The 23,791-nt window shown below is 58.5% G+C and carries 18 protein-coding genes; 10 read left to right on the top strand and 8 right to left on the bottom strand.

Going from position 1 to position 23,791, the window contains the following annotated elements; all coding sequences use genetic code 11:
- Positions 1-5: 5 nt before the first annotated feature.
- Genes ACQ4WZ_RS09620 through ACQ4WZ_RS09630 form a run of 3 tightly spaced genes read right to left on the bottom strand, consistent with a single transcriptional unit; the run spans position 6 to position 3,801 of the window.
- Positions 6-2,348, bottom strand: a complete 2,343-nt coding sequence (locus tag ACQ4WZ_RS09620; RefSeq protein WP_436573245.1) for a hypothetical protein — start codon at positions 2,346-2,348, stop codon at positions 6-8.
- Positions 2,345-3,103 (bottom strand): PP2C family serine/threonine-protein phosphatase, encoded by a 759-nt coding sequence (locus ACQ4WZ_RS09625; RefSeq protein ID WP_133991632.1) that lies wholly within the window; start codon positions 3,101-3,103, stop codon positions 2,345-2,347. Before ACQ4WZ_RS09625 ends, ACQ4WZ_RS09620 begins: the two co-directional genes overlap by 4 nt.
- A gap of 14 nt (positions 3,104-3,117) precedes the next feature.
- Positions 3,118-3,801, bottom strand: coding sequence for a vWA domain-containing protein (locus ACQ4WZ_RS09630; RefSeq protein ID WP_101481186.1), 684 nt, complete (start codon positions 3,799-3,801; stop codon positions 3,118-3,120).
- A gap of 277 nt (positions 3,802-4,078) precedes the next feature.
- Here ACQ4WZ_RS09630 and ACQ4WZ_RS09635 point away from each other — a divergent pair, with 277 nt between their 5' ends.
- From ACQ4WZ_RS09635 to ACQ4WZ_RS09655, 5 genes are all read left to right on the top strand, one after another.
- Complete coding sequence (locus ACQ4WZ_RS09635) at positions 4,079-4,804, top strand: helix-turn-helix transcriptional regulator (RefSeq protein ID WP_436573246.1); 726 nt, start codon at positions 4,079-4,081, stop codon at positions 4,802-4,804.
- Between the two features lie 185 nt (positions 4,805-4,989).
- Positions 4,990-5,439 carry a hypothetical protein gene (locus tag ACQ4WZ_RS09640; protein ID WP_133991634.1) on the top strand — a complete coding sequence of 150 codons (450 nt, stop codon included), beginning with the start codon at positions 4,990-4,992 and terminating at the stop codon, positions 5,437-5,439.
- 6 nt (positions 5,440-5,445) lie between these two features.
- Complete coding sequence (locus ACQ4WZ_RS09645) at positions 5,446-5,865, top strand: hypothetical protein (protein ID WP_436573247.1); 420 nt, start codon at positions 5,446-5,448, stop codon at positions 5,863-5,865.
- A gap of 146 nt (positions 5,866-6,011) precedes the next feature.
- Positions 6,012-6,455 carry a hypothetical protein gene (locus tag ACQ4WZ_RS09650; protein ID WP_101481182.1) on the top strand — a complete coding sequence of 148 codons (444 nt, stop codon included), beginning with the start codon at positions 6,012-6,014 and terminating at the stop codon, positions 6,453-6,455.
- A gap of 120 nt (positions 6,456-6,575) precedes the next feature.
- A complete protein-coding gene (locus ACQ4WZ_RS09655) occupies positions 6,576-6,791 on the top strand; it encodes a hypothetical protein (RefSeq protein ID WP_436573248.1) in 216 nt (71 codons plus the stop codon).
- Between the two features lie 26 nt (positions 6,792-6,817).
- Here ACQ4WZ_RS09655 and ACQ4WZ_RS09660 read toward each other — a convergent pair whose 3' ends face one another.
- A complete protein-coding gene (locus ACQ4WZ_RS09660) occupies positions 6,818-7,273 on the bottom strand; it encodes a tellurite resistance TerB family protein (RefSeq protein ID WP_096235317.1) in 456 nt (151 codons plus the stop codon).
- A 314-nt stretch (positions 7,274-7,587) separates the two neighbouring features.
- Between ACQ4WZ_RS09660 and ACQ4WZ_RS09665 the strand changes: the two genes are divergently transcribed.
- The 3 genes from ACQ4WZ_RS09665 to dgt all read left to right on the top strand — a co-directional run bounded on the left by ACQ4WZ_RS09665 (position 7,588) and on the right by dgt (position 12,083).
- Positions 7,588-8,394 carry a lipid II flippase Amj family protein gene (locus ACQ4WZ_RS09665; RefSeq protein WP_436573249.1) on the top strand — a complete coding sequence of 269 codons (807 nt, stop codon included), beginning with the start codon at positions 7,588-7,590 and terminating at the stop codon, positions 8,392-8,394.
- A gap of 89 nt (positions 8,395-8,483) precedes the next feature.
- Entirely contained in the window at positions 8,484-10,364 is a 1,881-nt protein-coding gene (locus tag ACQ4WZ_RS09670) for an ATP-binding protein (protein WP_436573250.1), read from the top strand.
- A gap of 489 nt (positions 10,365-10,853) precedes the next feature.
- Positions 10,854-12,083 (top strand): dGTP triphosphohydrolase, encoded by a 1,230-nt coding sequence (dgt, locus tag ACQ4WZ_RS09675; RefSeq protein WP_436573251.1) that lies wholly within the window; start codon positions 10,854-10,856, stop codon positions 12,081-12,083.
- 99 nt (positions 12,084-12,182) lie between these two features.
- Here the strand turns inward: dgt and purL are convergent, their stop codons facing one another.
- Positions 12,183-16,232 carry a phosphoribosylformylglycinamidine synthase gene (gene purL / locus ACQ4WZ_RS09680; RefSeq protein WP_436573252.1) on the bottom strand — a complete coding sequence of 1,350 codons (4,050 nt, stop codon included), beginning with the start codon at positions 16,230-16,232 and terminating at the stop codon, positions 12,183-12,185.
- Positions 16,233-16,437: 205 nt separating this feature from the next.
- The gene (locus ACQ4WZ_RS09685) at positions 16,438-17,502 is read right to left on the bottom strand and encodes a GGDEF domain-containing protein (protein ID WP_436573253.1); all 1,065 of its coding nucleotides are present in this window, start codon (positions 17,500-17,502) and stop codon (positions 16,438-16,440) included.
- Between the two features lie 349 nt (positions 17,503-17,851).
- Here ACQ4WZ_RS09685 and ACQ4WZ_RS09690 point away from each other — a divergent pair, with 349 nt between their 5' ends.
- Both ACQ4WZ_RS09690 and ACQ4WZ_RS09695 read left to right on the top strand, forming a co-directional pair.
- Positions 17,852-19,477, top strand: a complete 1,626-nt coding sequence (locus ACQ4WZ_RS09690; RefSeq protein ID WP_133991645.1) for a tetratricopeptide repeat-containing response regulator — start codon at positions 17,852-17,854, stop codon at positions 19,475-19,477.
- Between the two features lie 320 nt (positions 19,478-19,797).
- Entirely contained in the window at positions 19,798-20,205 is a 408-nt protein-coding gene (locus ACQ4WZ_RS09695) for a BLUF domain-containing protein (protein ID WP_436573254.1), read from the top strand.
- Between the two features lie 289 nt (positions 20,206-20,494).
- Here the strand turns inward: ACQ4WZ_RS09695 and ACQ4WZ_RS09700 are convergent, their stop codons facing one another.
- Positions 20,495-21,136: a TetR/AcrR family transcriptional regulator gene (locus ACQ4WZ_RS09700; protein WP_436573255.1), complete on the bottom strand. Its 642-nt coding sequence runs from the start codon at positions 21,134-21,136 to the stop codon at positions 20,495-20,497.
- Positions 21,137-21,147: 11 nt separating this feature from the next.
- Positions 21,148-23,574, bottom strand: a complete 2,427-nt coding sequence (locus ACQ4WZ_RS09705; protein ID WP_436573256.1) for a membrane-bound PQQ-dependent dehydrogenase, glucose/quinate/shikimate family — start codon at positions 23,572-23,574, stop codon at positions 21,148-21,150.
- Positions 23,575-23,791 lie beyond the last annotated feature (217 nt).

Below are 23,791 nucleotides of genomic sequence, written 5' to 3' on the forward strand. Positions count from 1 at the left end.
TTCCTTTAATTTTCCGCCGTGACGGCCACACCGCCCGGCACGAAGCTGACCCGGCCATCGCGGTAGCGCACCAGCACCACCACCTCGGCATCCCGCAATTGACCGTGCTGCACGGCCGGCAAGTAGGTCCAGCGCTTGACGCTATCGAGCAGCACCTTGTTAAGCATCGGCTCCATCGGCAACTCGGCCGCCGCATAGGTCAGGGTGCCGTCGGCCGCGATGGTCAGGGTCAGGCGGTTTTCACCCGTTGCGTGCTTTTCGTCCAGCACGCCATACGCAACCGTCGTCATCGTCTCGCGCTGTACACTGCCGACCTGGTCCCGCAAGGGCGGCAAGGCCTTCAGCCTGGCTGCCAGCAGCGCGCCCTCGGCCAGCACCTTGTCCCAACGTTTCTGGTAAGCGCCCGGCTGCGCCAGACGCAGCACCTTGGCGTTCAGATCCATGCGCTGCGTCATGCGCGCGACGCCATTGTCGGCCGGCTGACCCGGCTCGGCTGGCAAGGCATGCTCCACGGCGTAGCGGTAAGCCGTCAGTTGCGCCAGCGCCACCAGATTGACGGCATCGCCCTCGTCGCCGCCGCGCAGCTGCGCCGCGGCCGCGATGCCCAGCCAGGCCGTGCCATCCGTTGGGTGCGCCCACACGGCTTGCTCGAAGTACTGGCGCGCCGCCTGCGGTTCGTTCAGGCTCAGATGCATGCGGCCCATGGCCGCCGCCACCAGATGGTCGCGCGGGTTCGCTTGCAGCAGGTCAAGATAGGTCGCGACCAGCCCCGGCTCATAGCCGGGCACCCAGCCCAGGCCCTCCAGCAACGAGGCGCGCAGCTGCGCCTGCGTGCGGTCGACGCCGTAGTCGGACGGCTTTTCCTGGCCGGAACGGTACAACAGCTGCAAGCCGCGCGTGACGGCGTCATCGTCGCCCTTGCTGATCGCTTGCGACAGGCTGCGCACGGCCTTGCGCGCATCGGACGGCTGGAAACCGGCCGCCTTGCGCGTACGCCAGCGAAACACTTCCAGGCCAGCCGCCTGCTCGGCTTGCGCCTGCAAGCTGGCCTTGGCCTTGGTTTCATTCGGCGACGAGGTCCAGGCCGTAAAGCCGATCAGGAACAGCACGATCAGCAGCACCACGACGGCCCAGCCCTTGCCCGTGATGCCGCCGCCCGTGTTGCCCGCCACTGGAATGGCGGCGGGCGCCTGCCCCGGCGCCGTGCGGCGCGTACTGCGCTGCGGCGGCTGAGGCTGAGACTGCGCCAGTATCTGCTGCTGCGCCTGCACGGACGCTTGCGCGGCCGCGACGATGACCTTGTCGCGCGCGCAGGCGGCGCAGCCCTGGCCCGCAAAATGCTGGTGTTCGGGATTGACGGTACACACGACGAGCTTGCCGCCGCTGCGCTGTGCATAGCCGCGCAACAACTGCGCCCAGTCGGCAGCCGACGGGCGCTGCGGTTTGGGGGACTGGGAAAACGCACGATCGAACATGGCACGCAATTCGGGCGGCATCAGCGCGTGGCCGCTGGTGGCGTTCGGCGCCAGCTGCTTGTGGCGCTTCACGCCATACGCATAGCAGCCGTCGCGAATGCGCCCGGGAATGTCGGTGGCCACCTGCGCATTGCCTGGCCGCCCGCTGTACGGGTGGATGCCGAAGTTGAGCAACTGGAAGATGATAACGGCCAGCGCAAATCGGTCCTGCGCCATTTCGGTGCCCGCCGGCATGCCCTTGCGCTGGAATTCCGGCGCCAGGTAGTCGGCCGTGAATTGCTCGGCAGGAAAACGCTCGGCATGGCCCTGGATGCTGAAACCATCGCAATCAAGCATGGCGATGTACAGCGAATCGCGGTAAAAGCGCAAGTTCACAGGTTTCAGATCGACCACGTAATGCTGCTGCTGGTGCAGCGCATCGATGACGGCGGCCAGGTTGGCGGCCAGGGTCAGCTTGGGACCGAGCCCCGTGGGCAAACCGGCCGCGCGCGCCTGGCGCTCCTGCATGATCTGTTCCAGCTCCGCCGTCTGCGCCATGTCCAGCAGGGGCATGACGAAACCGGCAAAGCCGCCCTGGCCGTCGAACACGGCCGCTTGCGGCCAGGCGATCTGCACGTAGCGCTTGCCGTTTTCCAATTGATCGGGCAGCTCGGGCGACAGTTCCAGCATCGCTTCGAGCTTGCGCCGGTTGGCGGCCCGGTCCAGGTGCGGGTGGTACAGCTTGGCCACCTGCGCGGGCGCGCCGGGCAACAGATACACGCTACCCGCGCCGCCGCTCTTGACGAGTTTGCCCAGGATCAAACTACGGACTTTATCCAGCCAAATTTTTCCACCCGGACTCAGGCCCGGTGTCACACCCTGCTTCTGGCTCATGCGCGCAAGGCCAGCAGCAGGGTCTTGTCGTCGCCCGTGATCTGGTGCGTGCGCGGGTCGGCCAGGGTGGACGCCAGCGCCTCGTTGCCCAGTTCGATACTCCCGACCGTGCGCAGATAGCCTTGCACGGCATCCATGAAAGGCGCATACAGCGCCGCATTGTTCTTGCTCATGGCAAAGGGCATGCAGCCGTCCGACATCAGCACGACGCCGCGCGCGGCTTGCGGAATCGCAAGCAGGCGCAGCTGTTCGCGCCAGCGCTCGCCGCTGATAAAGTAGGTTTCGTTGGCATACTCGCCGTTGGCGGGCAGTGAAATCAGCTCTCCACCGTCCGGCAATTGCGCCACGCCCAGGCCATCGCCCAGGTGGAAAAAGAAGCCCTGGTCGGCGCCCATGACCACGCCCACCACGGTGCTGGCATAGTCGTCCAGGGTGGCGTTGGCGGCGCGTGCGATGTCGTCCAGTGCGGCACGGATCTGCGCCAGGGCGCCCGCCAGCGCGCCGTCATGCAAATCCTGCACGGTGGCACCCTGCTCCAGCCGTCCGGCCAGCGCCTGCACGGTTTGCATTGCGACAAACTGCGCGCCCTGCTCGCTCAACCGCGCCGAACCGGCGCCATCGCAAACGATGGCCACCAGTACCCCGTTGACGACGGCATGCGCGTGCGCATCCTGGCATGGGATATCTTTATCCAGGTGCGCCTTGCCCGTGACGGACGCGCCAAACACGCGCCAATGCTTATTTGCTATCGCCATGGATCAGCGGGCTTTCACGTATTCACGACAGACCAGCCGTCCGTCGAGGCCAGCTGCGCCTGCGCGCCAGGACGCGATTGCGACACCACCTGCATGCTGGCGCTCAGCCACAGGAACAGTTCGCGGAACTGCAAGCCTTTCAGCTGCTTCACGCCCCGCTCGCCACGGCTGGAAAACTGCCCAAGGCTATCGATATTCGCGTTGTCGCCCACGGCGATGGGGAAGATCGCCACTTTATTGGCCTGCTCGGCCGCGCGCGCCTGTTCGGCGCCATGCTGCCAGCGGTCCGTCGGTTCGCCGTCCGACATCAGGAACAGCCATGGCCGCGTGTACGCCACGCCCGCCTGGCGGAAGCGCTGCTTTTCCTGCTCGATCTCGGCCAGGGCCAACTCGACAGCTGCACCGGTCGGCGTGGTGCCGTTCGCTTCCAGGTGGGGCGCCGTGAAATCCATGGCATCGCACCAGTTGCTGGCGACCACCGCTTCATCGTGGGCGCCATATTGAATCACCAGAATGCGCACGCGCTTGGCGGCGATCACGTCTGACTTGAGTTCCTGTTCCAGCAAGGCCAGGCCTTCGTTCAGCAGCGACACGGGTTCGCCATCCATGCTGCCGGAACAGTCCAGCACGAGCACCAGCGGCGTGCGTTGTTCGGTGTTGTCGACCAGGGCGACGTCGGGAATCATTATTGAACTCATGGGCAATCGGTAAATGTGAAATCGGACATAGTGCGAATCTTACATCATGGACGCGTTTTAGCCGCGCGAGTTTCCTACAGAACACTATCCAGGCAGATTTGCGCGCTCCATTGCAGCAGCACTATCTTTGTACTATCTTGAAAGTTGCCCAGGCCAGATGGCAGCGACCACCCCTTCCTCACAAAGGTGGGGAGGATCGCTGCACAACACCGCCCTTACCCAGTTCCGCACCTGCACGCCTGCGGCACACTGATGTCATCGGGCAATGGGGGCAAGCATGGGCACGGCAACAGATGTAAGCAAGCTGATCGGGGCCATGTACGACTCGGCCTGCGGCGCAGACGACTGGCCGCAACTCGACAGCGCAGGTCTGAGCGGCCAGCAATGGCAGGAACTCTTGCCGCATCTGCAACGCGCACTGTGCCTGCAGCAGCGCCTGCGCGAAGCGCAACTGGCCAGCCACTGCGCACTGGCGGCGCTCGACGCCATGGGCGCCGCCGTGCTGGTGCTCGACGCGGGCCTCGGACTGCGCTTTGCCACCCCCGCCGGCCACGCCCTGCATGCGGCACAACTGGAACCGTCCGTGCCGCCCACCCTGGCGCGCGCCGTGCGCCTGGTCATCGCCAGCGCCGACGGCGCACAGCAATGCCAGTCGCTGCGCCTGGCGCGCAAGCAGCAAGCGCCACTGGCCATGACTGTCACCCCGCTTGCCGATTGCCAGCCCGCCTGCGCGCTGATGATCGCGCACGACCCCACAAAAACGAGCACTTCCGTCCCGGCCTTGCGGCAGCTGTTTGACCTCACGCAAGCCGAAGCGCAGGTCGGCAAGGCGCTGGCGCAAGGGGCCACCATCGAGGAAATCGCCGCACGAAGCGGCATCAGCGTCAACACCGTCAAGACGCATTTGCACCACACCTATTTAAAGACGGATACACGGCGCCAGGGCGAGCTGATCGCCCTGATCCACGGCGCAACGGCGCACCTGGCCGTCCTTGATGCATGAGGACATGTCATCCGATCGGATGATGCGCGGTGCATATTGCCTGCCTACACTGGCAAGACCGGTAGCCCGCGCCTTGCCAGAGTGACAGCACCGCACACGGACCAGCCGGTTTGGTTCCCTGGCACCCACATCAACATCGCCGCGCCGGCAGCGGACGGCACCAAAGTTCAAGGATGGGTAAAAAAATGAAAACATGGATCTTGGCCGGCACCCTGGGCGTCTGCGCCCTGCTGGCAAATGCGCAAACGCTTCCCGACAGCCAGACCGTCACCATTCCCGGTGGACGCCTGCACGCGATCGAACTGCCGGCCCACAGGCACCTTATGACTGCGCAAGAATTTGCCCCGTTCCGCGGCGGCTATGAATTGGCGAACGGCCAGGTGCTCCACCTGCGCAATGCGGGCAGCATCGGCGCCTTCATGTATGCGCGCATCGATGACCAGGAAGAACACCGGATCGTCGCTTCTTCCCGCGATACCTTCGTGGCGCTCGACCGGCAACTGGCCATGCGCATCGACTTGCGCGACGATGGCAGCGTGGGTGGCGAAGTGCTGATGCAGGTACCGGCCGAGAAACTGGCGAACGGCGACCTCGTGCCTGCCCACGTGCAAAACATGGGCCTGGCATCACGTTGAGGGGGCATGTTGCATTCCGCATCGGTGGCAGCCATGAGCAAACAATATTCTGTCCAACAGCAAAACGCGCTGACCCTGGCCGCCATCCGACAGACGGCGGCCTGGTGGCGCGCCCGCCCCTTGCCCGACGCCTTGCGCCAGTGCGCCGCCAGCCATGGCGTGGCACTGGGCACGGCCCTCATGCTTGACCTGCAACTGGCCTACCCTGGCATGCCCGCCGTGTACGGCAAGCTGCTGAGCGCCGACGGCCACTTCATCCATTTCGAGATGGACCTGGACGACGATTTGCGGCCCCTGCCCGGCAGCGTGGCGTGGGACGATATCAGCGCCAGCTACGACCTGGCCGCACACAAACGCGGCACGGGCATGGGATACGGGCTGCTGTGCAAGAAAGTGCTGCAGGAATTGAATCACGGCGCGTCCTAGCATGGTCCCGCTGAATATCGACGCCGCATGAACTGCGGCTCTCCATCGAATGAACAATGCACATCGCCAAACCCGCACCTAGACTGCTTACTGCCCCTAGCCCACCCGCACCATGCGCCAGAGGCCACAAACCAACGAGGACGACAATGAAAACCATCATCCTGAGCACACTCCTGTGTCTCGCCGCCGCCAGCACGGCAGCCATCGCGCAGACCCTGCCCCCAGAACACACTGTCACCGTGCCGGGCAACTCGCCGAGCATCGACGTGCCAGAACACCAGCGCTACATGATGCGCCAGGATTTCAAGAAATTCGTCGGCACCTATGATCTGTCGAATGGCGACACCCTGGAACTGCGCCTCGCCGGCGCTGTCAAGTATGCGCGGATCGGCCAGCAGGAAGAGCACCGCATCGTCGCCACCGACCACAACGCCTTCGTCGCGCTGGACCGCCAGTTGAAGGTGCGCATCGACCACAACGATGACGGCAGCGTGGATGGCGAACTGGTGATGGTGGTGCCGTCGCAGAATGTGTCGAGCGGCGGCATCGTGCCCTCCCACGTGCAAACCATCGGCCTGGCGTCGCGTTGAGGCGGCGGGCACCGTTAATAGAAACGAATGGCGCTATACCGTAGCAGAGTGCCAGGAAGGTTTGCGCTGCCATCGCATGCTACCATCGCCGCCATTTCATTGAAAGAATGGCAACGACCCATGGAGCGCAATGCAGACACTCGCAGTAACCCGACATTCACGGTGCTGCGCGGCGGCCTGCGCCTGCTGGCCTGGCCACTGCCGGCCCTTGTCAGCGCCGCCTGCACCAGCACCACGCGCCATCCTGCCAGCGAGCCCACGCAAGTCATCCTGCGCTTTACCTATGACGCTGGCAAGCCGATGCGGCATGACGATGACCTGGAAGGCTTGAGCTAGCCAGCCGGGCTCGGCTGGCTTGGCAGTTACTGCAGCTCGAACTCCGCAGGAGTCAAGCCCAGCTCGCGCGCGATCTTGCTGGCCACGCGCTGCTCGTTAGCGTCAAAATTGCCGTCCGACGAAGCGACGGCGATAATCATGCGCACCAGCAGGCGCGACGCCTCCACATTCGACTTCATCTTGCCCAGCGCCTGATACGCCTTGGCTTCGCCGATATCCTTGTCGAATTCCAGCTGGCCGACATAGTCCTGGAAAGCCTTGATCACGTCCGTGGTGGTAAACACCGACAGCGCATCATTGCTTTCAATAAACTTCACCATCTTCTGCTTCTCTTCCGCACTGACGCTGCCGTCGGCCATGGCGATCAAGGCCGAGCCCGCCATCGCGGCGTTCAGGAAATCCTTGTTCTTATACTTCAAGGCCTCGGTTTTCAGTTCGCTGGCTTTGGTCTTCAGTTTGGACAGAAAGGAATCGAAACTCATGGTGTACCTCCGGGTTGGGTAATTGATCAGTGCGGCAAGACACGCCGCCATGTGCGGTAGTTGAGGGTGCAAGCTTGAAATACAAGCAATGAAACCACGCCATACACTCACTGGCGGCATTTATCCCCCCCACAGGCAAAGGCCGCGGTCAGACCCGTCGGGTCTGACCCCAGTTTCTGCCTTGGGATGAAATTCAGTCAACTCCACACAAACCACCACAAAACCCCAATCACATAAAATTATCTTATTTGCAGTTGAAAAATAAGTAACTCCATGGCAGCATGGAATTACATTTTCTTTACTGCAAGGTTGTGATGGACAAGCAATTGCTGTTGATTTGCGCACTGACGTTCATCATCCACATTATCGGCACCCTCGCCTACTCCGTGCGCATCGCCGGCATCCGCACGCGACGCATCGCCGTCTCGCTGGCCCTGTTCAGTATTCTGATGCTGCTGTCGCGCACCTCGAACTCTTTCCTCGGGCCATTCCTCGCCAAGCGCGTGGAAACGGGAATCGACCAGCATGTCGCCGCCAGCACGCTATTAGTAGACTTCCGCTGGCTGCTGTTTTCCTCCAGCCTGGCGACGATACTCGGCGCAATCCTAATCCCCACCTTCCAGCGCGCCTTCTGCCGCGCCGTCGAGCATTTCCAGGTGCACAGGTCGGTACCGAAACTGCTGCTGCACGCCGTCTTCAAGGGCGGCTTGTCCTATCTCAAGACCTCCGCCAGCCTGCCGAAGCCCGCCAACGTCACGGGCCTGCGCGAAAAATCCGGCGTATCTATTTCCATGACAGCCATGAACATCATCGCCACGGCCCTGTGGACGGTGGGCGTCTTCGCGGCGTTATACGCGGGCGTGCTGGACCCCAGCGTGCGCGTCACCTCCAGCACCTTGTCTTCCATCATCAACGGCGGCGCCACCATCATCATGGCCGTCTTCATCGACCCGCACATGTCGGGCATGACGGATGACGTCATCGAAGGCAAGATCGAAGAATCGCAATTCCGGCGTGCGGTGGTATGGCTGGTGGGGAGCAGATTGGCTGGGACGCTGATTGCGCAGTTTTTGCTGGTGCCGTCGGCAGTGGTGATTGTGGGGGTGGCGAAGAATATATAAACGTAATCAAGAAAAAGCATCATAAAACATTATAAATATTTCTATTATTCCCCAACTCATTAAATAATCTATTGAAAGAAAAATAAGACATGCGGCCACAAATTGAGTTTAGTCATGTACTTGGTGAGCTTTCTGTAAACAGAAACGATCCTTGCGAAGTACTGAGAGAGTTAATATCAAATTCATATGATGCTAAAGCTACTCATATGATATATGTCCCGCTAAAAGATCGGCAAGGTTTTCTCTTTCTTGACGACGGAACTGGCCTTGATGATAAAACCAAGATAAATGGGATAACACCTTGGGAGGCATTTTTTTCAATTGGAAAATCAACAAAAAAACAAGGTGAAACTATTGGCTACAAATGCCAAGGATCGAAATTATGTTTTGCATGCGCAAGAATTTTAGTTGCAACAACATCAGACAAAAATAAAGGCGAATGGAAATACAAGACCATCGATAACCCACGGGCAAACCTCGATACAAATTTTGACATTACCCCTATTGCATCAAATAACATAAATGACATTCTTGATTCATTTATAATCGCACCAACATCAGATACAGCAATGGCTATTTCATACATAAAAAATGCTATTGAAGATCCAGAGCTATCGTCTTCCATAACACTTGTACTAATTGATCATTTGGAAACAGAAGCATATTTGAAACACTTTACATTTGGTCCATCATCAAATGAATCCTATGTTCAAAATTACATTCAATTCTACACTCGCCACGGTGACGTCAGGCATTTAACAACGGCACAAGGGTTCACAGCAAGTCAACGTCAACAGGTAACTTCAGGGTTGAAAGCTGCTGATTTTACATTATTTGCCGACGAACACACTTCAAAAATACCATTTGGCTATCCATATCTTGAAAAAGGTAATCCTGATCCGAGTTTAAAAGGTCCCGCTCAAATTGCTCGCCTCAGAGACGGTAGATTTTTTAGTCGATCAGCCAAGAAGTTTAGCGTAGGACCAAATAAATTTTCGATTATTTTAGCAATTGACGGCAATCGTCGAGCACACGATGAATATCCAAATTTAGGCAGAAAAGGTCAAGGAAAGTCTGGCATTAGGTTAAGTGATCAAAGAGGTGTTTTTATTTCTGTAAAAGGCATAAAAATTTGCAAATATCCTGATATTTTAACAAGAATAGACGGTTATGAGGTCTTATCCGAAGGAGATGCAGCAAGTCACTACTCACTAATAATTGATGGGGACTTTGATCTTGTCACGAATAGAAGTGCACTCAGCAAACGGGCATATGACACTTTAACTGATCCAAATTTCATGTCTGAGATAAAGAAGTTCCTAGACACGCAATTTACCACCGATTATACGTTTGCCGAATTACTTTCCAGACTAAGGAGAGAAAGCTCCGAAAATTTGCTTAATGAGCAAATTGAAATGTTGGGATTAGCAAAATTCAATATTAAATCCAGGGAAAGAATTAGAATAACGGATTCAACAAAGGAAAAACACTTATTCTTATCCCCGCAACCTGGCGAAGAATACTTGGTTGGAGTGATGTACTCTCAATTATCTGCGCTTAAAGGAAAAAATAAAGAACTGGAAAAATATTGGCGTAGAATTATAACTTTCTCAACCCAAGGCATTGATAGTTTAGGATTGCGCGACGAACACGCGACACATCCACTGCATGAAAAAAATATTTGCTCTATAGAATACAAATATGAGTTTAATAATTTCGGCCCTTTCAATCACGCTCTTGCTGTAGTTGATTTTATCGTTGCGTGGGATGTGAATGTCGATGAAGAAAAATCGGTTAGAGACACGTTTACATGCTTCGGAAATGTACGAAAAATTCCCGGAAATTCTTTCGAATGGGAAATATTTGACATTGAGAACACGGATGGAGGAACTTATGAAAACAGAATTACAGTAATAAATCTTCGAGAATTAATTTCAAGTAGCTTTGATTGCAAATTTACGAAGCCATAAAGTAGTTCAACTAGTATTTTATGAAAAAATCCGCTGTCTGGAATGGCGGATTTTTCATTATTACCCAGCAACATCCCCTAACGTATAATGATGCCAAAAAATGTGCATGAGACATGCTCTTTATTAACCGAGGAAAAAATTCAACCCGCTCTTTGAGCTTAGAGTGCATGATGAGGTATCGCTTTACCAAGCGGAGCCCACTACAACCTAACGGAGTAGCGATAAAGTATGATTAATGAATAAACACTTCCACGGACGCCGATCATCGTGGCCAACGCATGCAGCAATTAACTCAACATGGTATTAATAGACTCGCAGACTAGATTTTTCATCTAGCCAAAAAATCAAGCACGCAAAAAATATGGTTTTTTAAAAATCACTTTCAATCGGCGAAAAAAATAATCGAGATCAAGATCTCTCTTTTCGCATAACTATTCTCGACAATATATACAATAGCAATACCATAAAAACACTCTAAGGAAAACCGACATGTATGATGAAGAAACAAAGAATTTTGCACAGGAACAAGAGGCAATAGTCTTGCCGCTGGAGTATAGAGCGACGGATAGCAACGACAGCAGAGGCGAAGGTAGGGATGAAGTTATGCGCGATTATGCACGTGTTCTTTACTCCTCATCATTCCGCCGCTTACAAGGAAAAATGCAATTACTCGGAGTGGATGCCAATCGCTTTAACCGCAACAGACTGACACATAGTTTAGAGGTTGCGCAATTAGCAAGAAGCATTGCGGTAGATTTAGGCCTTCAAAAAAGCGTTGTAGCTGAAACTTGCTCTTTGGCGCATGATATAGGCAATCCGCCCTTTGGTCACTACGGTGAAGTGGTACTAAATGAATTAAGCTCTGATATTGGTGGCTACGAGGGTAATGCGCAAGCTTTTAGAGTAATGAGGAAACTGGAAAAAAAACATCATTCTTACGAAGGTTTAAATCTAACAATTCGAACTTTTTTTGGAATCACTAAGTATTTTCACAAAAAAGAAGAAAATAGTAAAAAATATCTTTACCCGGACGACTATGATTTTTTAACTAAAGAACTTTCAATTCATGACATCAAGATCAGAAAAAGTATTGATGCGCAGATAATGGATATTTCTGATGAAATTGCCTATGCAGCACACGACCTTGAAGATGCATTAAGCTTCAAGATGATAACCATAGGTGAAATTTTACACGAGTTCAAAATTAGCGCCAAATACAATTCGGCATACGATGATTTCTCGAAAATTGTAAAACACTCAGAAAGTGAAGCACTTAAATGTAATACGCATTGTTCATCCGAGGAATATTCAGTAGTATTAAGAAAAGAATTAACATCCACCATTGTTAATGAATTATGCAAGGATATTAAAGTAATTGGCGATAACGATGATAAAATGCTTGGCTATGCATCGAAGCATGATCTTGCTGCCGGATTAAAAAATCTCCTCTTCAAAGCGATACTAAGAAAAAAAGATGTTCAACTTTATGAAAAACGTGGTGAGAAAATAATAAAAGGACTATATGAAGTTCTTACGGACAAGTCATACAATAAGGGAAAATTATTATTACCCGCAGAATTACGGCATTTAAATGATCCAATTGAGCGTCTAGTCATTGATTATATAGCTGGAATGATGGACTCTTTCGCGGCTCAAGAATATGAAAAATATTTCGGGAAAGGCTCCCTAGAACGGATATACCAGCCCAAAAAATTTTAAACAATTGATTGATAAAAAAAGCCGCTGTCTCCCGACAGCGGCTTTCTCATTCCTACCCAACAGCAGCGCCTTGAACCACGACGCGCCGCAGATAAAAAATTACCCCACAAACTTCCGCGCATTCCTGAACATGCGCATCCATGGCGAATCCTCGCCCCATGCTTCAGGGTGATACGACTGCTGCACGCTGCGGAACACGCGTTCTGCGTGCGGCATCAGCACGGTGAAGCGGCCGTCTGGCGTGGTGACGGAGGTGATGCCTTCCGGCGAGCCGTTCGGGTTGTACGGGTACGCTTCGGTGGAGGCACCCTTGTTGTCGACGAAGCGCATGGCTTTGCTGACTTGGGTGATGTCGCCCGTTTGCGAGAAGTCGGCGTAGCCTTCGCCGTGGGCGATGGCGATGCCGGCTTGCGTGCCGGCCATGCCGTTGAAGAAGATCGACGGAGAATCCATCACTTCGACCATGGCAAAGCGGCCTTCGAATTTCTCCGACTTGTTGCGCGTGAATTTAGGCCAGGCGTGGGCGCCGGGGATGATGGATTTCAAGTTGCTCATCATCTGGCAGCCGTTGCAGATACCCAAGCCAAAACTGTCCGTGCGGTTGAAGAAGCGCGCGAACTGTTCCGCCAGGCTGGCGTTGAACAAAATCGTTTTCGCCCAGCCTTCGCCCGCGCCAAGCACATCGCCGTACGAGAAGCCGCCCACGGCGATGACGCCCTGGAAGTCGTCCAGCTTGACGCGACCCGCAATCAGGTCGCTCATGTGCACGTCGACAGCCGTGAAGCCTGCCTGGTGCATCACGTAAGCCGTCTCGATGTGCGAGTTGACGCCCTGCTCGCGCAGGATGGCGACACGCGGACGCACGCCGGTGGCGATGAATGGCGCGGCGATGTTCTCGTTCTGGTCGAACGTGACGATAGGCGACATGCCCGGGTCTTGCACGTCCAGCAGGCGGTCGTATTCGGCGTCCGCGCAAGCCGGATTGTCGCGCAGGCGGGCGATGCGCCAGCTCGTTTCGCTCCACAGGCGGTGCAGGGCAGCGCGTGGCTGGGTGTAAACCAGCTTGGCGTCGCGCGTGAATTCGATGACGTCGCGGTCGTTCAATTTGCCGATGATATGGCTGCAGGCGCCCAGATTGAAGGTGCGCAGCACGTCCATGACGAGCGATTTTTCTTCCGCACGTACCTGGATGACGGCGCCCAGCTCTTCGCTGAACAAGGCGCGCAGGGTCAGTTCGTTGCGGCGTTCCGCTACCTGGCCCGTCCAGTTCTTGGCGTCGCCCCAGTCGCTCGAGTGCTCGCCTTCCATGGTCAGCATGTCCAGGTTGACGGACATGCCCGTGTGGCCGGCGAAGGCCATTTCCGTCAGGGTGGCGTACAGGCCGCCGTCCGAACGGTCATGGTAGGCCAGCAGCTTGTCGTCGCTGTTCAATTTCTGGATGGCGGCGAAGAAGCCTTTCAGGTCTTCCGCGCTGTCCACGTCCGGCGTCTCATTGCCCAGCTGGCCCATGACTTGCGCCAGGGCGGAGGCGCCCAAGCGGTTCTTGCCGCGGCCCAGGTCGATCAAGATCAATGACGTGTCGCCCTTGTCCGTTTTCAGCTGCGGCGTGAGCGACTTGCGCACGTCCGTCACTGGCGCGAACGAGGACACGATCAGGGACACTGGCGACGTGACGGATTTCGCCGCGCCCGTGCTGTCGTCTTTCCACGTCGTGCGCATCGACAGCGAATCCTTGCCGACGGGGATGCTGATACCCAGCGCCGGGCACAGGTCCATGCCGACGGCTTTCACCGTGTCGTACAGGGCTGCGTCCTGGCCAGGCTGGCCGCAGGCGGCCATCCAGTTGGCGGACAGCTTGATGTCTGAAATGTCGGCAATCGCGGCGGCGGCGATGTTGGTGACGGCTTCACCCACGGCCATGCGGCCCGAGGCAGCGGCGTCGATGACGGCCAGCGGCGTGCGTTCACCCATGGCCATCGCTTCACCCAGGTAGCCTTCGAAGCTCATGGTGGTGACGGCGCAATCGGCCACCGGCACTTGCCATGGTCCCACCATCTGGTCGCGCACGGTCATGCCGCCCACGCTGCGGTCGCCGATGGTGATCAGGAAGGATTTGTCGGCCACGGTCGGCAGCAGCAGCACTTTTTGCGCTACGTCCACCAGGTCCATGCCCGTCAGGTCGATGGCGGGGAAATCGTTGGCCACGTGAACCACGTCGCGCTGCATCTTGGGCGGCTTGCCCAGCAAGACGTCCATCGGCATGTCGACCGGTTCGTTGCCCAGTTCCGGGTCGATCAGCTTGAGTTGACGCTCTTCGGTGGCCACGCCCACGGCGGCGAACAGGCAGCGTTCGCGTTCGCACATGGCTTTGAACAGGGGCAGGCTTTCCGGCGCGATGGCGAGAACATAGCGTTCCTGCGACTCGTTGCTCCAGATTTCTTTCGGCGCCATGCCCGATTCTTCCAGTGGAATCTTGCGCAGGTCGAAAATCGCGCCGCGCTTGGCGTCGTTGGTGATTTCCGGGAATGCGTTCGACAAGCCGCCCGCGCCCACGTCGTGGATGGAGATGATCGGATTGTCGGCGCCCATTTGCCAGCAGGCGTTGATGACCTCCTGGGCGCGGCGTTCCATTTCCGGATTGCCGCGCTGGACGGAATCGAAGTCCAGGTCGGCCGTGTTGCTGCCAGTGGTCATCGACGAGGCGGCGCTGCCGCCCATGCCGATGCGCATGCCCGGGCCACCGAGCTGCACCAGCAGGCTGCCGACAGGGATGTCGTTCTTGTGCGTGTGCTGCGCCGAGATATTGCCGATACCGCCAGCGATCATGATCGGCTTGTGGTAGCCGAACACGGCGTCAGGGGCGCCCGCTTCTTTTGCGCCGACGTTCTGTTCATACGTGCGGAAGTAGCCGCCCAGCACGGGACGACCGAATTCGTTCGAGAATGCGGCGCCGCCCAACGGGCCTTCGATCATGATTTGCAGCGGCGAAGCGATGCGCTCCGGTTTGCCGTATTGATCGGCGTCAGTACGGCCAGCCAGAGACGCCGTCACGGAAGCGGCCGTTTCCCAGCTGCGCACTGCATCCGGCAAGGACAGGTTCGATACGGTGAAACCGGTCAGGCCAGCTTTTGGCTTGGCGCCGCGGCCCGTCGCGCCTTCGTCGCGGATCTCGCCGCCTGCGCCCGTGGAGGCGCCGGGGAAAGGAGAAATCGCCGTCGGGTGATTATGCGTTTCCACCTTCATCAGGGTGTGCGTCAGTTCCGTCGATGCCGCATATTCGTGGCTGGCGCCGCGCGGGTAGAAGCGCGATACCGTCGCGCCTTCCATGATCGAGGAATTGTCGCTGTAGGCGACGACGGTGCCCTTCGGCTGAAGTTCGTGCGTGTTCTTGATCATGCCGAACAAGGATTTTGGCTGCGCCACGCCGTCGATGGTCCAGTCGGCGTTGAAGATCTTGTGGCGGCAATGCTCGCTGTTCGCTTGCGCGAACATCATCAGTTCCACGTCCGTCGGATTGCGGCCAGCCTTGGTGAAGGCGGCGTCCAGGTAGTCGATTTCGTCTTCCGACATCGCCAGGCCCAGTTCCGTGTTCGCCGTTTCCAGGGCACGCTTGCCCTGCCCCAGCAAGTCGATCGATTCGAGCGGGCGCGCTTCCAGGGTGCGGAACAAGTCCTTGGCCTGGTCGGCGCTGCGCAGCACGGATTCCGTCATGCGGTCGTGCAGCAGGTCGGCCACAGCCTGCACCTGCTCGTCCGACAATTTGCCGGCGCCAATGGCGCTGCCCAGAATGCCCGATTTCAGGTTGATGCGGAAAGCGATGCCGCGTTCGACGCGCTTGATGTGCGCCATGCCGCAATTGTGCGCGATGTCGGTGGCTTTCGAGGCCCACGGCGAAATCGTGCCGAAACGGGGGATGACGAAGAATTCTTCGGCAGCGCCTTCCGTATTGTCAGCTTGGGCCGGCTCGCCGTACGTCAGCAAGGCGCCAAGGCGCGTGCTGTCGTCGTTGGTGAGAGGCGCGCTGGCATCGATGAAATGGACATAGCGTGCTTGTACGGCAACAATCGCAGGCGACACGGCTTGCAGTTGGCTTAACAGACGGTGGCTACGGAAAACGGACAGGGCATTGGAACCCGGCAGTATCAACATGATTGGAAGGTGGTTGATGCAGCGTGGCTGCGGGTTAAAGGTAGGTATGACAATATCTTTCGTACGGCAAATTTCCTTTGCGCGCATTATACCCGTTTTACCCCTGCCTTATGACCGGAACTTGCGGTTTTGCCCCCCTTTTGCCACCCTCTTGCCCCGCAAAGCGGCAGTTTTTTGACACGCCAGCAACACCCTCTGGCAATCATCAGGCGATCACATAGCGGTTCTTGCCCTGGCGCTTGGCCAGGTACAGCGCTTCGTCGGCCAGCCGGTAGCTGTGGCCCAGCTCCTTGCCCCGGTCCAGTTCGGCCACGCCCACGCTGATCGACACGAACTGTGCTGTCAGGAAGGCCTGGCTGACGGCCTCGACCAGGCCGCCAGCAAAGGCGCCCGCATCCTCGCGGCTGCCCGCGTAGACCACGCCGAATTCCTCGCCGCCCAGGCGTCCGCACAAATGGCCTTGCGCCTTGTCGGCGATGATGGCGGCCGTGCGCACCAGCACCTCGTCGCCCGCATCGTGCCCCTGCTGGTCGTTGATGACCTTGAAATCGTCGATATCGATCATCAGGAAATACAGCATGCCGCCGCGAGTCGCGCCGTGCATCTGCTGGGCGCGCTGCGTGAACATGCGGCGGTTATTCAGGCCAGTCAGGCTGTCCTGAAAGGCCAGCCGCGTCAACTCCACTTTGGCGTGATAGTTGCGCAAACGCAATAGGCTGAAGCTGACGTTCAGCGCCAGCCCGAACAGGACGCTGACGGCAATCATCAAGGGCGCCCAGGATTGGTCAGGCAAGCCCGCGTTCACCGGGTACAGGCCGTGGCCCACGTTCCACCAGACGCCCGCCACCACGGCCAGGTAGCTGAGGCCGCCATTGAAAATGGAGGCGATGGCCAGGGTCATGAAGACGCCCACGGGCAAGACCCAGAAGCTGGCGTGCTGGACGGCGTCGGCCATGGTGCGCAGGCCGAAGGTCAGAGCCAGCACGGCGCAAGCGCCGGTGATAGTCAGCACGGCAAGGGTGGTGCAGCGGTAGCGCACCACCAGGCTGGCCAGCATGCCCAGCAGCGCCAGCACGGCGTGCACCAGATTCGGATGATAGGGCTCCGGCATCATCAGCCAGGTCAGGCTGTAGGCGATGATGCCCAGCAGCTGCGTGACCATGCCGACCCGGTGCAGTTCCGCAAAATAGGTATGCTGCTGTTCGCTGTTGCCGCCAAATGCCAGCGGAACGGCAATGCGCCGCAAGGTAGACAGATCAGGTAAACGCATGACGGGTATCAATACCAGAGAGGGAGAAAGCGCCCGTACAGCCTGCGCATGCCTGGCCGCGACATGGCGCGGGATGCAACACTTGTTGCATTTATAAAATACTATCACGCTAGTCAATCAATGGACGAAAAAACAGCTGCTGGCACCGCCCCAAGCGGAACCCTGTGTCATGAAATACAACGCTGGACGGCGCCGGACGCGCCTGCCCTCACGCAGCGCGCCGGATTGCATGCATTTTGCTGGCAGTGCCAGCCAGCTTTGCAGTATGCTGATAAAAAATAATGCTGCCGGGCAGAGACATATAAAAGAGTTCCCGCAAATGACCGAACAGATGAACGAGAGCTGAACAATGCCAGAAACTAGCGACTTATCTGTCCTGATCGTCGACCCCAACCCCAGCATGCGGGGCAATCTGCACAATATGCTGAACCAGGCGGCCATCACCAAGGTGGAATATGCCGTCAATTCAGGCACGGCCATCCGCCTGCTGATGAAGAAACCGTTCGACATCATCCTGTGCGAGTACGATCTTGGTAGTGGCACGGACGGCCAGGATGGCCAGCAATTGCTGGAAGACTTGCGCCACCACAAGCTGATCGGCCTGTGGACGATCTTCATCATGCTGACCTCCGAAGCCATCCACAGCAAGGTGATCAGCGCGGCCGAACTGACCCCGTCCGACTACATATTGAAACCGTTCACCGTCGATGTGCTGAGCGGACGCATCGCCCGCGCCATCGAACGGCGCGCCATCTTCCTGCCCACGTATCAGCTGATCGACAAGGGCGACTTGCGTGAAGCCGTGAAAAGCTGCCGCGCGGCCGAACTGCAGCACCCGCGCCTGGCGGCCGATTTCACCCGCCTGCGCGCCGAGCTGCACATCTCCCTCGATGAATGGAAGGAGGCGGAACAGCTGTACGCCGACATGCTGGCCACGCGGCCCATGGCCTGGGCCCACCTGGGCCTGGCGCGCACCCTGTTCGAACAGCAGCGCCATGAAGAGGCGCAGGAAGCGCTGCTGGAACTGGTGGAGACCTATCCCCGCTTCATGGCCGCCTACGACCTGCTGGCGCAAAACCATGAAGCCATGGGCCAGCAGCTGCAGGCGAAGAAAATCCTCGAAGACGCGGTGGCCATTTCGCCGCACATGGTGCGCCGCCTGCGCCACCTGGGCGGCATCGCGTTTGACACGGGCGATATCGGCGCGGCCGAACGGGCCTACAAGCAAGTGGTGACGAAAGCGAAGTACTCTGAATTCCGCGATCCCGAAGACCACGTCAACCTGGTCAAGACGCTGGTCAAGAAGGGCGATGCGCCCCAAGCGAGCGGCGTGCTGCGCGACATGGAGCGCTCCCTGCGGGGCGGCGCCAATGTGGAAGCCTGCCGCGCCATCTCGGCCGCCATGCTGCATGAACTGTCGGGCAACGACATCGCCGCCGCCAGCGAACTGCAACTGGCCGCCGCCGCCCTGGACACGGCGCGGGGCCTGTCGACCCAACTGAAGGTAGGCCTGGTGCAGAGCTGCCTGAAAAACAACCTGGAGCAGGCAGCGTCCGACGTCATGATGAAACTCGTCAACGAAGCCGACAGCGACGTGACGATGGAAGCGGCCGTCGACGTGTTTGAAAAGGCGGGCCGACATGACCTGGCGCAAGGCATGGGCCAGCAGATCACGAACCAGGTGCAGGAATTGATGCAGGATGCGGCCAGCAAGTCGGAAAGCGGAGAACTCAAGGGAGCTGTGTTCGTACTGCGCCAGGCCCTGCGCAAGACCCCAGGCAACCTGCCCGTGCTGTTCGCCTCCGTCGATGCCATCTTGCGCCAGCTCAATATGCTGGGCTGGGAAGCCCCGCTGGCCGAACAGGCGCAGCACCAGATGCAAGTGATCCGCAAGATCGACCCCAGGCATCCGAAGCTGGAGTCGCTCAAGCAGCAGTATGCGGCGACCCAGCATAAATACGGTATTGCGACCTGACTCCTGCCTGCCCCCTTTGACTGACGGGTTTGGACCCTGGGGGACTCGGCGTCCCCGTCCAACCGCGGTCCTGGCTTGCGGTTTTAGCGCACCTGACGAAATCACTTATTTGCTCGGAAAGCAATAACCTAGTACGCTAGGCTATTCCGAGCACCCTCGTCCGCTAGCGGCCAGAAGCCGCCGTTCAGAAAATGAAGTCCTGTCTTGCGCATTGTCGAGCCCTATGACCACGACAACAAATAACGCTTCAACCAGACGTTCGTGATCCATTCCAACAACAACCCTCATGCCGTTGCGGCTGGCCCTACGAAGATAACTCAATGATTCGACTTCTCTATATCAGCCACGCCGCCCCCATGATATCGGATGAACAAGTGCAGGACATCCTTCTGTCCTCGCGCCGAAATAATTCGGCCAGCAGTATCACTGGCATCCTGATCCACGGTGGAGGACTGTTCATGCAAGTTTTAGAAGGGCCGGAACAGGATGTGCTTCGAAAATATGTGAAGATTCTAGATGATCCAAGACACAGCGACGCACAGATTCTTTATATTTCCCCGGCGAACGATCGGATCTTTGAGAAGTGGTCGATGGGGGGCATCGAGAGCGATCCCTTGCAATTCCAATTTATCTCCAAATTGCGCGCCCGCCGTCTACAGGTCATCGAGCCAAATAAGTTCACGGAGACGATGCGCGAGTTTGCACGGAGGCTGAGAGACGCGAAGTAGGTGAGCAGAGTTGCCCTGCGCGGTTCGGCCGGGCTAGTTTTTTATGTCTTTTGGCGCAGGTATGGAACACCAGCGTTTTCAATTAACGCGAAGGTCCGATTTGGGCGAAAGCGGACGGACGCGGCGGTCAGCAATAGGATAGTGAGCTGAACTGATGCAATGGTTAAAGCAATGCAGCCTGGTGGGTCCCGCGTCCTTTTTGCTGCCCGCCTTCAGCACACCGTCGCCGAAAGGTGCTCGGCCACGTTTCAGTGACGTATGTTGAAAGTATGTCAGCCGCTCTTGGGGCTTAATTCGCCCTGCGCGCCACCCTCGCCACCACCAGCTCGATCAATTCCGCAATCAATGGCCGGAAGGTGGCTGCGTTGCCGCCCTGCCCCAGCATGACGGTGCGCGTGGTCAGGTGCGAGAAGACGGCGTCGAACAGAATCTGCGGCAGGTTGGAAAACGAGGTATCGGCCGCGATGCGGCCTTGGGCGCGCTGCTGCTCCAGCAGGCGCAATATCAGGGCGTGCCACACTTTCGGGCCGTGTTCGTACCAGGTCAGGCCCACGGCCGGCACGGCGGCGGCGCCGGTTACGACGAGACGGTAGAAAGCCACGTGGCGGGGGCTGGTGACGACGGCCACCAGTTCATCGAGGATCAGCTGCAAACCCTGTTCCAGGCCCGCTTGCGACGTATCGAGCTGGCGCAGCGCGATGATGAAGTCCGCGCACAGGTATTCGACCACCGCCACCAGCAGCTCCTGCTTGCTGCCGAAGTAGCGGTAAGCGGTGGCTTTCGAGCCACCCGCCTCGGCCACGATGGCATCCATGCTGACGCCGTCGTAGCCGGAGGCGAGAAACAGGTCCGCGGCCGCCACCAGCAGCTTGCGGCGCCGCTCCTCGCTTCGGGTAGTCGGGGAAGCTGGAACGGTGCGCAACTGGGGCATGAAGCAAACTCTTACTGTGTCTTGGGAAGCGCGTATGCTATCACGTAATCTCCCCGATCCGGACTCTGGCGGGCGCCGCCCGCCACCACCACGACATACTGGCGGCCCGACTTGGGCGACACATACGTCATCGGCGTGCCTTGCGAGCCCACGGGCATGCGCACCTTCCACACGTCACGCCCAGTGGCGATATCCATGGCGCGCAGATAGTAATCCTGCGTGCCCGCATAAAACACCAGACCCGACGCCGTACTCATGCCGCCGCCCAGGGTGGGCATGCCCAGCGGGATAGGCAGGCGCGCGCGCACGCCGTTAATGACGGCATCTTGCACCGTGCCGGCCGGACGTTCCCACACTTTCGTGCGGGTTTTCAGGTCGATGGCGGCAAACACGCCCCAGGGCGGGCTTTGGCAAGGTATGCCCAGCGGCGAATTGAAGGCCTTGTGGTCGATGACGAACGGCGTCCCATCCATCGGATAGGTGCTGCCCACGCCGTGGCCAGCCGTCAGCTTGGCCACGTCCACCGTTTCGCGCGGCACCAGCTTGACCACTTGCGGCATGCGGATATCGTTGACGAACATATAGCCGTTGCTTTCATCGACGGCTGCACCGCCCCAGTTGAAGCCACCGTAATAGCCCGGGTAGATCAGCGTTTCCTTTGTGCTTGGGGCCGTGAACTCGCCCTGGTAATTGAGCTTGCGGAAGCTGATGCGGCACGCCAGCTGGTCGAAGAAAGTGGCGCCCCACATGTCGCGCTCCGTCAGCGTTTCTGCACCGAGGGCCGGCATGCCGGTGGAATAGGGTTGCGTCTTTGCCACCCAATCGCCGGCCGCGTGCTCCTGCGGCACGGGTTTTTCCACCACGTCGGCAATGGGTTTTCCCGTGCGGCGGTCCAGCATGAAGATCTGGCCACGCTTGGTCAGCTGCACCAGCGCAGGGATCTTGCCGCCCTTGCCGTCCGGGACGTCGTACAGGGCCGGCTGCGCGGCCACGTCGTAATCCCAGATATCGTGGTGGACGGTTTGATAGGTCCAACGCTCGCGGCCCGTGGCCATGTCGAGGGCGACGATGGCCGACGCGTATTTTTCCGTCAGCGGCGGACGCTTGCCGCCCCAGAAGTCGGGCTGCTCGTTCCCCGTCGGCAGGTACACCAGACCCAGTGCATCATCGAACGCGGGCGCCGACCACATGTTCGGCGTGCTGCGCGTGTACGTCTGCCCTTCCGGCGGCAGCTTGGTGATGGCCGGATTGCCCAGGTCCCAGGCCCATACCAGTTCACCCGTGTCGGCGCTGTAGGCGCGCACGACACCCGATGGTTCATCGGTGGAGCGGCCGTCGAACACCCAGCCGCCGAGGATGATCAGGTTGCGCGCCACCGTGGGCGCGGACGTGTAGGCGTAATACGGCACGTTCATCTTCACCTTGCCCAGGCCGACCGTCAGGTCGACGGAGCCCTTGTCGCCAAAGCCCTCGCACTGCTTGCCCGTCTGCGCGTCGATCTCGATCAGGCGCGCATCCATGGTCACTTGCACGATGCGCTTGGCACACGCGCCGGCCGCCGCAGCGCTGGCCGCCTGCATGCCTTCGAACTGGAACGGTTTTGTGACCTTGGCAGGCTCGTAATAGCCCACGCCGCGGCAGCGGTTCCACGTCTTGGTGTTGGCCGGCTTGGGATCGAAGGTCCAGCGCTCCTTGCCCGTGTCCGCGTCCAGCGCGATGACCTTGCTGGTCGGCGTGCACGTGTAGATGGTGTCGCCGATCTGCAGCGGCGTGTTTTGCGACTCGGAAGCGCCTTCGGCCAATTCGCCCGAGCGGTAGGTCCAGGCCACCTGCAACTGATCGACGTTAGCCTTGTCGATCTGCGTGTACGGCGCGAAGCGCGTGCCTTTCGGCCCATAGCCATAGTGTGCCCAGTTGGCGCTGCCGTCATTGACGGGCGTCACGGCATCCTGCTGCGGCTGCACCGCGGCGTCCGTCACGCCATGCGGCTTGAACATGGCAGCGAAACCGGCCACCAGCACGACGGCAAACAGGGCGGCGAAACCGCGCGACTGGCCAGTGTGTGCCTGGCCAGTCAGCCACGGATGCACGAGGGTGGCCACCAGGCCGATGACGAGGAAAGGCGCCAGGCGCGGCACCATGGGCCAGAACGCAAACCCGATTTCCCATACAGCCCAGATCAGGGTGGCGGCGAGCAGCCCGCCAACGATATTGCCAGCCAGCGGTTTGCGGCGCAGATACAGCACGCCGGCCAGGATCAGGCCGAGACCGGCCAGCAGGTAATACCAGGAACCGCCCAGGGTAATGAGTTCGATGCCGCCCGCCGCCAGGGCCAGGCCGGAAAATCCAAGAAAAACGCCAAAAACCGTCAGGGCAAGCCGCTTGCCCCTGAAGACCGCCGGGATCGCCGGCGCCCCTTTATTTACTGATGTGTCCATTTTTTATCCATGACGCCTCCCCTGCCCAGGCAAATACGCCGGAGATGGCTGATTATTTAAATCTACGTAGTGAAACTGTACTGTACGGTTTCATTTTAGGCCGATTCTTGACGCAAGTAAAGAAAGTGACGCGCGAGCTTGATTTTTGGCGGGGATGTGGACGTTGGTGGGATTGTCGGATTACGCGCTTGCGCGCTAATCCGACAAACACAGCTGC

Origin of the sequence: Janthinobacterium darwini, assembly GCF_051380905.1 — a bacterium.
In the GTDB taxonomy this organism is placed as follows: domain Bacteria; phylum Pseudomonadota; class Gammaproteobacteria; order Burkholderiales; family Burkholderiaceae_D; genus Janthinobacterium.

Excerpts from the sequence above, each read along its gene's own strand:
- ACQ4WZ_RS09665 (WP_436573249.1), top strand. The coding sequence starts at position 7,588 with ATGGACAAGCAATTGCTGTTGATTTGCGCACTGACGTTCATCATCCAC.
- ACQ4WZ_RS09625 (WP_133991632.1), bottom strand. The coding sequence starts at position 3,103 with ATGGCGATAGCAAATAAGCATTGGCGCGTGTTTGGCGCGTCCGTCACG.
- ACQ4WZ_RS09685 (WP_436573253.1), bottom strand. The coding sequence starts at position 17,502 with ATGCGTTTACCTGATCTGTCTACCTTGCGGCGCATTGCCGTTCCGCTG.
- ACQ4WZ_RS09695 (WP_436573254.1), top strand. The coding sequence starts at position 19,798 with ATGATTCGACTTCTCTATATCAGCCACGCCGCCCCCATGATATCGGAT.
- purL (WP_436573252.1), bottom strand. The coding sequence starts at position 16,232 with ATGTTGATACTGCCGGGTTCCAATGCCCTGTCCGTTTTCCGTAGCCAC.
- ACQ4WZ_RS09635 (WP_436573246.1), top strand. The coding sequence starts at position 4,079 with ATGGGCACGGCAACAGATGTAAGCAAGCTGATCGGGGCCATGTACGAC.
- ACQ4WZ_RS09700 (WP_436573255.1), bottom strand. The coding sequence starts at position 21,136 with ATGCCCCAGTTGCGCACCGTTCCAGCTTCCCCGACTACCCGAAGCGAG.
- dgt (WP_436573251.1), top strand. The coding sequence starts at position 10,854 with ATGTATGATGAAGAAACAAAGAATTTTGCACAGGAACAAGAGGCAATA.
- ACQ4WZ_RS09630 (WP_101481186.1), bottom strand. The coding sequence starts at position 3,801 with ATGAGTTCAATAATGATTCCCGACGTCGCCCTGGTCGACAACACCGAA.
- ACQ4WZ_RS09645 (WP_436573247.1), top strand. The coding sequence starts at position 5,446 with ATGTTGCATTCCGCATCGGTGGCAGCCATGAGCAAACAATATTCTGTC.
- ACQ4WZ_RS09705 (WP_436573256.1), bottom strand. The coding sequence starts at position 23,574 with ATGGACACATCAGTAAATAAAGGGGCGCCGGCGATCCCGGCGGTCTTC.
- ACQ4WZ_RS09690 (WP_133991645.1), top strand. The coding sequence starts at position 17,852 with ATGCCAGAAACTAGCGACTTATCTGTCCTGATCGTCGACCCCAACCCC.
- ACQ4WZ_RS09650 (WP_101481182.1), top strand. The coding sequence starts at position 6,012 with ATGAAAACCATCATCCTGAGCACACTCCTGTGTCTCGCCGCCGCCAGC.
- ACQ4WZ_RS09655 (WP_436573248.1), top strand. The coding sequence starts at position 6,576 with ATGGAGCGCAATGCAGACACTCGCAGTAACCCGACATTCACGGTGCTG.
- ACQ4WZ_RS09640 (WP_133991634.1), top strand. The coding sequence starts at position 4,990 with ATGAAAACATGGATCTTGGCCGGCACCCTGGGCGTCTGCGCCCTGCTG.
- ACQ4WZ_RS09620 (WP_436573245.1), bottom strand. The coding sequence starts at position 2,348 with ATGAGCCAGAAGCAGGGTGTGACACCGGGCCTGAGTCCGGGTGGAAAA.
- ACQ4WZ_RS09660 (WP_096235317.1), bottom strand. The coding sequence starts at position 7,273 with ATGAGTTTCGATTCCTTTCTGTCCAAACTGAAGACCAAAGCCAGCGAA.
- ACQ4WZ_RS09670 (WP_436573250.1), top strand. The coding sequence starts at position 8,484 with ATGCGGCCACAAATTGAGTTTAGTCATGTACTTGGTGAGCTTTCTGTA.